This window comes from Cognatishimia sp. F0-27, assembly GCF_020667845.1.
Classification (GTDB): Bacteria; Pseudomonadota; Alphaproteobacteria; order Rhodobacterales; family Rhodobacteraceae; genus JAFMPQ01.
This window is the reverse complement of sequence record NZ_JAFMPQ010000016.1, coordinates 1-12,436: the sequence shown is the minus strand read 5'-3', so window position 1 is coordinate 12,436 and position 12,436 is coordinate 1. Positions and strand designations below refer to the sequence as shown.

Sequence of the window (12,436 nt, the reverse complement as noted above, 5' to 3'; positions counted from 1 at the left end):
AGCGATGAATGCCATGCGCTGAAAGCCGGCTCCAAGATCAAAGGCCCGCCAATTGGCGGGCCTTTTTCTGTCGGGCTGATAAGGGCGCGGGAGCGGGATCGCGTTCAGAAAAGAAAGTTGTCAGGGTTTAGCGCGTCGAGCGCAATGCCTTGCAGGATCACCGCATCGGAGCCGACAAGATGCACCACTGTGCTTGCACCGAGTTGGCTCATCCCAAGATCGTCCATGGAAGCAAGCCCCCGATCCGCAAAGGCGGTGAGATCGATGCGGTCTTTGCCCGGTTCGAAATCGGTGATCGTGTCGCGCTCGGTGAGCGGAACAAAGACGAATGTATCGGTACCGCTCCCGCCGGTGAGCCGGTCAATCCCGGTGCCGCCGTTCAACGTATCGTCACCGGCGCCCGCGTGCAGCACATCCTTGCCCGACCCGCCATGCAAAGACCTGTCTTCGGACCCGTCGAAAATGTGGTCGTTGCCGCTGGTCGGGGTGCCATCGACCACAAGCGGCCCCGGGGCCTGGAATGCGATTTTGCGATCGTGAGCGCCTCCGCTGGTCTCACCATCCGCGTTGACGGTGTCCCAAGCGCCGGGTGTGTCGTGAAACCAGTAAGAGGCGGCGGGGTATGTATGTGTGGGTTCGTGATATCCAGGCTGCGGCCAGAAAGACGCCCATCCAAAGGGTGCCGGCATGTCAGCAGGACTGTCAGGAGAAGTCGGCGACGCGTTCTCGGGAAAGACTCCATCGACCACCAGGCCGCCACCGGGCTGCCGTGGCATTGCTGACACTGCGTCGTCGGGATGCTCTCCCACAATATCTGTAAAGGCCCGCTGCGTTTCCGCAGCAGGGACAGCAGCGCTGGGCGCAATGAGTGCAGTATTCGTGTCGGTTTTGGTCATCATACGCTCTGATCGATCCGTGGAGGTGCCCCCACCCCCGGCGGACCTCGATGGCGCATTCTGCACTCACCGCGACGAGGCCCGATCCGATCGACCAGAAATGTATAGATTTAGACGAAATGTGAAAAGCGTTTGTCGGAAATACCGCGCTAATTTGACGTAATTCGCGCAGAACAGCCTTAATGGGTTGCCGGGATCGCAACAATGTTGCGATCCCGGCAATATTGTTGCTTACATCGGCGGCATGATGACCGCGTCGATGACGTGAATCACGCCGTTGGACGCTTCGATGTCGGCGGTTGTCACATTGGCATCGTTCACCTTGACGCCGCCTTCGGTCATGATCGTCACGTTGGACCCTTCGACGGTGGCTGCTTCCATACCGTCGGAGAGATCACCCGACATGACCTTGCCTGCCACCACGTGGTAGGTGAGGATCGCGGTCAGCTGGTCCTTGTTTTCAGGCAGGAGCAGGCTTTCCACGGTGCCCTCGGGCAGCGCGGCAAAGGCTTCGTCCGTCGGTGCGAAAACGGTGAACGGACCTTCGCCCTTCAGCGTTTCGACGAGGCCTGCGGCCTCGACAGCCGCGACAAGCGTGCCGAAGCTGCCTGCGTCGACTGCGGTATCAACGATGTCTTTGCTGTGACCGCCTGCGAAGGCCGGCGTTGCGATGGAAGCCGCTGCAGTGAGCGCGATAAAAGTTCTGCGGAACATGTCTTTCACTCCATGTTGAAGATGATGCATCCGTCAGCATCGTTCTCATTACGCTTCGACTAGGCAATTGGTTCACAAGCAAAAATTTGCTTTCGGCCTTGACGGTAAAATGCGTGTCGCTAAGACACCTTTTTGCGTCGCGTCCAATGACATTGTTGTGAAAAACAAGGGCTCCGGCGTGAACGCGCGTGTCTTCTTGTGATCGGCTTCGCGGTGGATGGCTCTCACACCCGGCCACCGCCTGACACCGTGTATTGCGTGCCGAACGTTCAGCATCGAACCGAGGGCTCCCGCATGTCAGAGACCGCCGCAGGGCTGGCGCGTCTCCTCCGTTTTTCCGTCACTCCAGACCGATTGCAGCCCGTGCAATGCCATCGAGCATCGCTTCAACCTCTTTCATCGCGCCCTCCGGAAAGGTTCTGAAGCCGATGGTTGTGCGGTTCGGCGTCTCCGGGAAGCTGACCACGAATATGTCGTACGGGCAGAAGATCACGTTCATCGGATCCGCTTCCATCACAGACCGGGACACAACCGCAGAGCAGAAGCTGTAAACATCGGCCTGATCGAACAGCTCGACATCGGAGCCAAGGTCGCTCCTTGTGCGTTCGAGCATCGCGCCGACATGGCTGACGCTGTCTATCACCAGACCGGCGTCGAGAATCGCGGATTCAAGGCCGAAGATGACATCGTCAAAGCTCTGATCGGTTTCATAAGTGATGCGGTCAGCGGCAAGTGTCGGTGATGCAGCGGCGACAAGGGCAAGGGCAAAAAGGGCTTTGCGTTGCATGGGAACTCCTTTTGACTGGCAAAGTTGCGCGCGGTTTGTGCAGTCTGGCACAGATGTGCCGCTCTTGGCAGGGCCTTCGTGTCAGACTGCCGGAGCCACTATGACAAAGGATGATGCGATGGAACCGATGGTGGACGGAGCAGCCGTATTCCTGCAATGGATGGCCTATGGGTTCGCGCTGGCGATTGGCGCTCTGGTTTTGTTGGGGCTGGTCGTCTTCGTGATTGACCGCACCCAGCGCTCGGACGCGATCCGGCGCAACTACCCTGTGATCGGGCGGTTTCGATCGCTGTTCTCCACCCTCGGGGAGTTTTTCCGGCAATACTTCTTTGCGATGGACCGGGAGGAACTGCCGTTCAACCGGGCGCAGCGCGACTGGATTGAGCATTCCTCGACGAGCAAGGGCAACACGGTCGCCTTTGGCTCGACCCGGTCGCTCACGGTGCCGGGCACGCCGATCTTCGTGAATGCGGCTTTCCCTCCGTTGGACAATCAGTTTGCGAGTTCGGAACCCAAGGTGATTGGGGAGGGTGCCCGGACCCCTTATCACGCACCGTCCTTTTTTAACCTGTCGGGCATGTCCTATGGTGCGATTTCAAAGCCTGCCGTGCGTGCGTTGAGCCGGGGGGCCAAGGCGGCTGGCATCTGGATGAACACCGGGGAAGGTGGTCTCAGTCCCTACCACCTCGAAGGAGGCTGCGATATCGTCTTCCAGATAGGCACCGCGAAATACGGTGTTCGGACAGACGATGGTGCGCTGGATGACGAGAAGCTGCGCGCGGTAGCGGCTCACGATCAGGTACGCATGTTCGAAATCAAGCTCGCGCAGGGCGCCAAGCCCGGAAAGGGCGGGATCCTTCCCGGCGGCAAGATCGGGCCGGAAATCGCAAAGATCCGCGGCATTCCGGAGGGCAAGGATTCCATTTCTCCGAACCGGCATCTGGAGGTGGATGACTGGGACGATCTGCTCGACATGATCGGGCATGTGCGCGCCGTCACGGGGAAACCTGTCGGGATCAAGATCGTTGTCGGGGCTCCGTCCGGCCCGCAAGGGCTGTTTGAGGCGATCACCGCGCGCGGTGCCGAGTCGGCGCCTGATTTTATCACGGTGGACGGCGGCGAAGGCGGGACGGGTGCGGCCCCTTTGCCGTTGATTGATCTTGTGGGCATGTCCATCCGTGAAGCGCTGCCCATCGTCGTCGATCTTCGGAACCGGTACGGTCTGAAGGAGCGGATCCGGATCGTGGCAAGTGGAAAGCTGGTGATGCCCGGTGACGTGGCTTGGGCCATCGCGACGGGCGCTGATTTTGTCACTTCCGCACGTGGATTCATGTTTGCCCTTGGCTGTATTCAGGCGCTGAAATGCAACAAGAACACCTGTCCCACCGGCATCACAACGCACAAGCAGCGACTGCAATCCGGACTCGTGGTCGAAGAGAAAGACAAGCGCGTCGCGTCTTATGCCAAGGACATCATCAAGGAAGTCGAGACAATCGCCCATTCCGTCGGCGTTCCGGAACCGCGATTGATGCGGCGCGACCATGTAAGGGTCGTGAATGCGGACGGGCGTTCGACTCTGATGTCGGAACTCTGGCCTGCCCATGCCGTGCCGCCCGGCCCGCAGTCCACCGCGGGAGGGAGTTGAACCCGGCGCGGCGCGGCGCTCCGTGACGGGGCGCAGATGTTACAAGCCGACCACCGGCTTGTGATCCGGCTTGCTTTGGCTTGGTGCGCTGCTGCGCCTAGATATTGTGTTGAGACGGATACAAATGCCATCCCGAGGAGGATCACCATGGCGCGACGCTGGACCAACACATTGTCCCACGAGGACGTAACGCCAAAGGCCCTGTTCCTGAATCGTCGGCAACTCATTGCGGGGCTCGGGGCCGGTACGGCGATGGCGCTGATGCCGCGGGATGTGCGTGCCCAGGACGCGTTGGAGCCCAACACGTTCGAAGAGATCTCGTCCTATTGCAACTATTACGAATTCGGCACGGGCAAGAGCGATCCGAAAGAACACGCCCACATGCTCACAACCCAGCCTTGGAGCGTGACCATAGACGGCATGGTCGAGCGGCCCGGCGACTACAGTTTCGAGGACATCATGTCCGAAATGACGGTCGAGGAGCGCATCTACCGGTTCCGCTGTGTCGAAGCGTGGTCGATGGTTGTGCCGTGGAACGGGTTCGAGTTGGCAGATCTTCTCAACCTTGCGGGAGTTGCGCCAGAGGGCAAATATGTGGCCTTCGAAACGGTTCTGCGTCCGGACGAGATGCCGGGAACCCGCTCGCGAGTCCTTGATTGGCCCTATGTCGAAGGGTTGCGCATGGATGAGGCGATGCATCCGCTGACCATCATGGCCACGGGCATCTATGACCAGACGATCCCGAACCAGAACGGCGCGCCGATGCGGCTCGTGGTGCCGTGGAAATACGGCTTCAAGTCGATCAAGTCGGTGGTGCGGATCACTGTGACCGATGAGCAGCCGCCGACCAGCTGGAACAAGGCGGGCCCGCGGGAATACGGTTTCTATTCCAACGTGAACCCGAACGTAGACCATCCACGGTGGAGCCAGGCAACAGAGCGACGGATCGGCGGTGGGCTGTTTTCCAGACGGCAGCCAACCCTGATGTTCAATGGCTACGAGGAAGAGGTCGCGAGCCTTTACGAGGGCATGGATCTGCGTGAATTCTACTGACCCGGGTAGCGGCGTCAGAGGTCACCCGGAGGGCTGGCTTGATCTGGTGCGCAAACCACCGGATTGCGATCATGAAACAGGTCAGGGCGCTGGTGGAGACCAGCGCCCTTGTCATTCTTGGTCGATCCGGTTTCTCTCTGCCCTCTGCCCTCTGCCCTCTGCCCTCTGCCCTCTGCCCTCTGCCCTCTGCCCTCTGCCCTCTGCCCTCTGCCCTCTGCTCTCTGCTCTCTGCTCTCTGCTCTCGGTCCAAGTCCCGGGGCGTCCGGATCGCATGTGCCGGTTGCCAAGCAGGCGCGGCACAGAAAAGGACCGGCCCTTGGGAAAGGGCCGGTCCGCGTCGGTCTTTTGGTCGTGGGGCATGCGGTAAACGCGCCCCAAGACCAAGGGTCAGATTGATCCGCGTCAGTAGACGTCGAAATCCGCGACAGTCATCTCGGTATTGAGGCCTTCGAATACGGCGATCTCTTCGCGGCCTTCAACGGTCGACCAGTCGTCGTCGTAGTAGAGCGTCGTGTCCGTCCCGTCGGTCGCGGCGAGGTAGGCCTCCACCTGAACGGTTGAAATCATCGTCATCGCGTCCGTCGTTCCACCGGTGGAGTAGACAACCTGCTGGTCATTGCCCGCGTCCAGCTCAGAGATCATCGCAACGGTGTCGAAGTCATCCATCGACAGATCGCTATCGCCGCGGCTGTCGTTTTCCATCGAATTGGCAAAGCTGATCGCGCCATCGTCCAGCAGCGAAATCACATCCTCACCTTGGGTGAAGTCGCGCACGATATCCGTGCCGGTGCCCGCGTCGAAATGGAACTCGTCCGCTCCCGCACCGCCTGTCAGACGGTCATCGCCGGCACCGCCGCCCATGATGTCGTCTCCATCTCCCGCGATCAGGATGTCCATGCCGTTGCCGCCGACGACGAGATCATCGCCTGCGCCGCCCGAGATGAAGTCCATCCCGTCGCCGCCAAAGAGACGGTCCCCACCGGCGCCGCCGCCAATCAGATCGTCACCTGCATCACCCATGATTTCATCGTCACCAGCCACACCAAAGAGCGAGTCTGCGCCAGCGCCGCCCATGATCATGTCCATGCCGCCGCCGCCGGAGATCATGTCCATGCCTGTGCCACCGTCCAGCGTGTCCGCATCGCCGAGACCGGCAATGATGTCATTGTCCGCGCCGCCTGTGACCATGTCCATGCCGCGACCCCCGAGGATCACATCCATGCCGATGCCGCCATCCAGCGTATCGTCGCCGGAGCCGCCATTCACCATGTCGTCTCCCTCGCCGCCCATGAGCATGTCTGCACCGGCCATGCCCATCACGTTGTCGCCGCCATCGCCGCCCAGAACGGTGTCATCGCCCGCGCCGGCATTGATCGTGTCCATCCCGAGGCCGCCATCGATGAGTTCATCCATGCCATTGCCAACGAGCATCTGGGAGCTGTCCCGCTCCTGCATGTCGAGCTGCATCAGCGCTTCAGCCTGCGAGATCATGCGGATTTCACCGGCCGCTGCGGGCAGGATCGGAACAAAGCCGTTATCGCCGCCGACCTCGCCGCCCGTGCCCATGCCGATGCCATCAGGCACCGCGACGCCATGCATGACATATTCCCGCAAAGTCAGCGGCAGCACGTCATCGAGCGAATAGTCATTCATCGTCACCGGGCTTGCGAAAATCGAGTCGTCGTCAATGTCGAAACTCCGGGTGTACATCAGATTGCCTTCTGAATCTGACATCGGGAACAGCGCGTCGCTGTCATTGAGCGACAAAAGCACGTCGCCATAGCTTGTCAGGCCTTCGAGCACCTCGACCATGCCGTCGCCATCCATGTCATTGGCAATCGTGGGGGTGGTGGAATTGGCCGGGTTGCCATCTGCGTCAAAGACGCCGTGGATATGCTGGATATGGGCCTGATCGGGCGTTGTGCCCTGTGCGGTGACAACCGCGGCAAGCGTGGCGCCATCCGGGCCATCGCGGTCGATGGCAAACAGAACGTCACCGGACACTCCGGAAGAGTTGAGCGCGACCATGGAAACCGAATAGAATTCTTCGGCATCCATCAGGAAGGTGCGGCTGTCAGAGAAGTTCGTGAGCATCTATTGTCCTTTCATGAACTCTTGGATGTGCCCAAAGCCACGGAGCACGGTTCAGGAAAGTTTCAGAGCGGGGCGATTTTTTTCATCGCGGCGTGCGACACGCCGGATCTGTAGCAATTCCAACGCGATGGTGATGCGTCTTTAATTGTCGGGAGCGGCCGCCGTTTCTATGTGTGTATCAGGTTAGGACTGGAGCCGGACATGATGCAGACCCTGAACACCGCGGTGCGCCGGATACCGGCATGGACGCTTTATGGTGCGGCGCTGGGCTATATGGTCTGGCTATTCTGGCTCGCCACGACCGGTGGGCTCGGGGTGGAGCCGATCAAGGCGCTTGAACACAGGCTCGGCGAGATTGCCTTGCAACTGTTGATCGTGGGGCTGGCCGTAACGCCGTTGCGGCGCTTCATCGGTTTCAACCTGCTAAAGTTTCGCCGGGCGATCGGGCTGATTGCATTCTTCTTTGTCTTTCTGCATCTCCTTGTGTGGCTTGTGCTGGATGTGCAGATCGTGAGCCAGATCTGGGCCGATATCGTGAAGCGCCCCTATATCACGGTCGGCATGGCGTCTTTTGTTCTTTTGCTGCCGCTGGCGCTGACATCGAACAACTGGTCGGTGCGCACGCTTGGTCCGCGTTGGCGGACCTTGCACAAGGCGACCTATGGCGCGGCCTTGCTGGGCGGGTTGCACTTCGTGATGCTCGCGAAGGGGTTTCAGATCGAGCCGTTGCTGTATCTGGGCGCGGTTGTCGGCTTGCTTGCGCTGCGGCTCGTCCCGCGTCGATCAGGTGGGTTCTCCGTCCCTCGGCCATCGTAGCGTCCCTCAGTCATCGTAGCGTCGCTTCCGCTTTGTGCGGGCGCGGAGTCTGTCGCCAGACATGGGGATGCGTTCTGCGCCGTGGACGGTAGGACCCTGCTCTTCCATGTGGGGGTGGCGCTTTCCGGATGGCGCGCAGTCGTGGATGAGATCGGCGTCGCCCTGCGCGACGCGCACAGGAAAACACCAAGTTTGATCTCGATCAGAGCGTGCGAGCGATTCGCATTCCATAATGCCTATATATTATGGGGGAGTAATCCGATATGGCGACGATCACCTTTGTGCAATCGTATTCCGATCCGGGACAGGCCGATTACCCTGCGACGATGAACTTTTTCGAGCAAGCGCCGTGGGCAAGACCGAATTATTTTAGGGATCCGGGTTGGCAGGAGAGTTGGGGCACTTGGGCCATGGAGCGCGACCGCGGTGGTCCTGACTGGACATTCACCGCGCCGGATGCGCTGACGGACGTCACCAAATACAACATATTTGATTCAGGAGATGGGCTACGGGTCTCGCTGCTTGGCGATGATTTTTCTGGTGTGCCGGACCCTGCAGACGAACGGCCCCTTCCGCAGACCGGAACACTCACCGGGTTCGAGCTGCGCGAGCTGGATGACACCCTGCTGGTGACGGTTTCAGGGTTGAGTGTCGATCTTGCCACGTTGAACGAACCGCATCCGGACCCTTACCAGAAGTTTATTCAACTTGTCGGTGGCGGCAATGATCGTGTTCTCGGCAGCGACGAGAGCGAGCGCGGCGACGGTTTTGCCGGGAATGACAATATCAGCATGTTCGGAGGAAACGACCTCGCCTTCGGTGGGACGGGGAACGACACCGTGCGTGGCGGCGACGGGGCGGACCGCGTCATTGGGGGTGTTGGCAATGACCTCGTTGCAGGCGAACGTGGCAATGACAAACTCTTCGGCGGCGCGGGCAACGATACCATCGATGGTGGCGATGGGAACGACATGGTTCTCTATACCATTCTGCACCGCACGCCGTATGACCGTGTCTATGTCAGTCTTGAGGCTGGTGAGGCGCGGGGCGACGATGGATTCGACCTTTTGCGCAATATTGAACACGCCATTGGCTCGCAGGGTGATGACCTCATCTATGGCACCAACCAACACGGCAACTTTCTCGCCGGTGAAGGGGGAGACGATGTCATCTACGGTCTGAGTGGAAACGACTCCATTTATGGACATGGTGAAGATTACATCGGCTGGCCGGGTTCGGATGATGATCGCCTGTTTGGCGGGGCAGGTCAGGACTTCCTCTATGGCGGTCGCGGCAATGACACGATCGAGGGCGGGCAGGGTGCCGATACGATGATCGGTGGGTCCGGAGACGACGTGTTCGTGTTCAACGCGCTTGGCCACATCGGCGTGACACCTGTGGGGCGGGACAATATCCTCAAACACCCTTATTCCCACTCCCCTGTTATAGGAAACGACATGATCGATCTCAGCGGGATCGATGCGGATCCATCCACGCCGGAGGACGATGCGTTCCTGTATGTGGGCGACGCCTTCACCGGAGAAGCCGGCGCATTGATCATCCGCCAATTGCCACCTGCACCAACGAACCAGGTCTTTACCCTGATCGAAATCGACGCCGATGGTGACGGAATAAGGGACGCACAGATCAACACCGCGACTTGGGCAGTGACCGTCGATGACATCCTGTTGTGATGGGCCATCTGGCCGGATCAGGCCGGGCTCGGGCCATTCGACGTCGGAGGGATGGCGCCCCTCGCGGATCTGACGCCTTGGCGGTCCTGTGCGTGGGTGGGGCGATTGCCGCTGTGTCACGGGGCTGGATCGGCTGAAAAAAGGTCCGTCGGCGCTGCTTGGCATCCCTGCCACGATGCACCGCGCCCGCCCGGCAATCTGTCGACATTGCCGGGCCATGACAGCGAGGGTGCATTGAGCGCACCTTCGCCGTTCCCGAAGGGTTCGGGCATCTCGCGATCATTGCCGAAACCGACAAGCCTCCCGGACGAGATCGGGCCGTTCTTGGGTATTCATGTCAAATTTTGAATGCGATTGATGTGGGTCAATGCATTTGCATGACGCCCCTTTACCCGTGGCCGGAGAAAAAGGGAGCAGATCATGTCGATCGTCACGTTCATGGAACCGATTGTGCAGCTTCAATCGAGCGATATTGGCACTCTCGGGAATTCTTCCGTAGAGTTTCCGGGTTTCTTTTGGGCGCGGGACAGTGATCCGGTGCGGACCAAAGTCAGTTGGATGAGTTGGGCCGATGAGAACTGGACCATGCCGAGCGAAGGTTTGCTCGAGGTTTCGCTGCCCACCTCCCGGTCTGGGGCCGCGCTTGATCTCGATATACGTCTTCAAGGAAATATCTCCGGCATCATGAACCCGGAGGGGTCCCACCCTTGGCCAGCCCGTGGGGCCGTGACTGGTTTCGATATACTCGGCCCGGATGGCTCTGTTCTTGTCAATGTCGCGGTGTCGACCGCCGTCGGCGGCGTGTCTCCGGATTGGTTTGGCGCGGCGGTCCCCAATATTTTCCATAGCGCAGTCGAAGCGTTTGCAGGTGGACCGGACCGGATCCTTGGCAGCGAAGCCGGAGAACGCGGCGATGGTTATGGCGGCAACGATAGCATCAGCATGTTCGGCGGCAACGATTATGCCTATGGCGGTCCTGGCGCGGATATCGTGCGCGGCGGCGATGGGGCTGACCGCGTCTTTGGCGGCACGGGCGACGACGTGGTCGCAGGGGAAGGCGGCAACGACAAGGTCAGCGGCGGCATGGGCGACGACACGATCGACGGCGGCGATGGGCTCGACATGGTCTTGTTCACGGGTCTCCCTGCAACGTTGATCGATCCGGTATCGCGGATCGATCTGGAGGCGGGATTGGCTGTCGGGGCCTATGGGACAGACATATTGCGCAATATCGAACACGCCGTCGGATCGCATGGGCATGATACGATCCGGGGAACCGAGGCCCATGCCAACGTTCTGGAGGGGCGCGCGGGCGACGACGTAATCTACGGTTTGGGCGGGAATGACAGCCTGCGCGGGCAGTTTGGCGCAGACATGCTCTCCGGTGGCGCTGGCTCCGACCTTCTCGAGGGTGATTTCGGCAATGACACGCTTTGGGGAGGCACCGGGACCGATACGCTGGACGGTGGCGACGGACAGGATCAAGCCGTTTTCACCGACGCTTCCGAGCCGTTGCATGTCAATCTGCTCCATGGAACCGCGGTGAGCATTGAAGATGGCGTCGATGTTCCGGATCTGCTGATCAGCATTGAGGATGTCATCGGAGGCGCCGCTTGGGATCAGATCTACGGCACGCAAGGAAACAATCGGATCGAAGGGCAAGCCGGGGATGACAGTCTCTGGGGCCTGAACGGCGGAGACAGCCTCTTCGGACAGGATGGGAACGACAGCCTATGGGGCGGCAGCGGCCGCGACATGCTCGAGGGCGGAGACGGGGACGACGTGCTCGTGGGCGGTTCCGGCGCGGACACGATGTATGGTGGAGACGGCGCGGATGTTTTCGTGATTGATATTGGCAGCTTCACAGGAGACCACCTCAACGACTTCAATGCCGCGGAAGGCGATCTCATCGATATGTCCCACCTTGATGCCGATCCCAATGAACCGGGGCGCCAGCCGTTCTATTTTCAGGGCGAGGACTCTGGCCCCGGGCTCGTCCGGGCGATCTGGAATCGCTACAGTGGCTCGACTTGGGTGCCGATCTATACGGACGGCGATAGATGGCAATCCTTGGTGATTGTCCAAAGTCCGGTCTCCGCAGACGATTTCATCTTCTGAGACGGCTCGCATGGGCTTGGCTGGAGTGCTTTGGTCTTCGGAAAGACCGGGGTGCGGCGGCGCATCCGGAGATCGGGTGCGAGCCTCGTGAGTTTGCCGGTCACAAGAGCGGTTTCGGTGTGCCGACACGGTCTGAATGAAGGCTCGGCGTGAACGGGTGTCCTGACGATCCGGTGTTCCCCAAGAGGAGCGCAGTCCGACTCGATCTTTCGATGAGTCGGTCAGTTTGAGGGCTTGAGCCACGCGGATTCGGGGTGACTCGGGACACGGTCACAAGATGTGGTAATGTTGCCCTTGGGTGCATCGCAATAAAATTGCGCAGAGGTGATTTCGGGATCGGGCGGGATGTTGGACTAACGGGTGGATCCCCTCGAATTCTGAACACAAAATATAATTACAACAGATGGTTACATCTTTTTTGTCAAAAAGTTGTATTTCGTTGAAAAAAGCACTTGCGGGCATTTGGAAGTAACCGTAGAACCCCCTTCACCGGCGGCGCTGAGGCGCGGTTGGGACGCTGGACCGGACGGGTCGCAGGGATGCGGCGGGAAGGTTCGGCACTTCAGAGACAGGGTAAGGCGGGGCGCGCCGGTTAAGTTAGGGCGCATCTCGTTGGATT

Annotated in this window: 9 protein-coding genes; 5 read left to right on the top strand and 4 right to left on the bottom strand. The window is 60.0% G+C overall.

The annotated features are described in order from the left end of the window. Nucleotides 1–104: 104 nt before the first annotated feature. From J1C49_RS10285 to J1C49_RS10275, 3 genes are all read right to left on the bottom strand, one after another. The gene (locus tag J1C49_RS10285; protein WP_227445736.1) at nt 105–896 is read right to left on the bottom strand and encodes a calcium-binding protein; all 792 of its coding nucleotides are present in this window, start codon (nt 894–896) and stop codon (nt 105–107) included. Nucleotides 897–1,127: 231 nt separating this feature from the next. Then, a complete protein-coding gene (locus tag J1C49_RS10280; RefSeq protein ID WP_227445735.1) occupies nt 1,128–1,610 on the bottom strand; it encodes a fasciclin domain-containing protein in 483 nt (160 codons plus the stop codon). 340 nt (nt 1,611–1,950) lie between these two features. Further along, complete coding sequence (locus tag J1C49_RS10275) at nt 1,951–2,397, bottom strand: DUF302 domain-containing protein (RefSeq protein WP_227445734.1); 447 nt, start codon at nt 2,395–2,397, stop codon at nt 1,951–1,953. 127 nt (nt 2,398–2,524) lie between these two features. Between J1C49_RS10275 and J1C49_RS10270 the strand changes: the two genes are divergently transcribed. Together J1C49_RS10270 and msrP are read left to right on the top strand one after the other, a co-directional pair. Further along, nucleotides 2,525–4,042 (top strand): FMN-binding glutamate synthase family protein, encoded by a 1,518-nt coding sequence (locus J1C49_RS10270; RefSeq protein WP_370639398.1) that lies wholly within the window; start codon nt 2,525–2,527, stop codon nt 4,040–4,042. Nucleotides 4,043–4,189: 147 nt separating this feature from the next. Continuing rightward, the gene (msrP, locus tag J1C49_RS10265; RefSeq protein ID WP_227445732.1) at nt 4,190–5,095 is read left to right on the top strand and encodes a protein-methionine-sulfoxide reductase catalytic subunit MsrP; all 906 of its coding nucleotides are present in this window, start codon (nt 4,190–4,192) and stop codon (nt 5,093–5,095) included. Nucleotides 5,096–5,497: 402 nt separating this feature from the next. On the opposite strand, the gene J1C49_RS10260 is transcribed toward msrP, so the two are convergent. After that, nucleotides 5,498–7,189, bottom strand: coding sequence for a calcium-binding protein (locus J1C49_RS10260; RefSeq protein ID WP_227445731.1), 1,692 nt, complete (start codon nt 7,187–7,189; stop codon nt 5,498–5,500). A gap of 204 nt (nt 7,190–7,393) precedes the next feature. Between J1C49_RS10260 and msrQ the strand changes: the two genes are divergently transcribed. From msrQ to J1C49_RS10245, 3 genes are all read left to right on the top strand, one after another. After that, nucleotides 7,394–8,005, top strand: coding sequence for a protein-methionine-sulfoxide reductase heme-binding subunit MsrQ (gene msrQ, locus J1C49_RS10255; RefSeq protein WP_227445812.1), 612 nt, complete (start codon nt 7,394–7,396; stop codon nt 8,003–8,005). A 263-nt stretch (nt 8,006–8,268) separates the two neighbouring features. Further along, entirely contained in the window at nt 8,269–9,699 is a 1,431-nt protein-coding gene (locus tag J1C49_RS10250; protein ID WP_227445730.1) for a calcium-binding protein, read from the top strand. A gap of 420 nt (nt 9,700–10,119) precedes the next feature. After that, a complete protein-coding gene (locus J1C49_RS10245) occupies nt 10,120–11,817 on the top strand; it encodes a calcium-binding protein (RefSeq protein ID WP_227445729.1) in 1,698 nt (565 codons plus the stop codon). Nucleotides 11,818–12,436 lie beyond the last annotated feature (619 nt).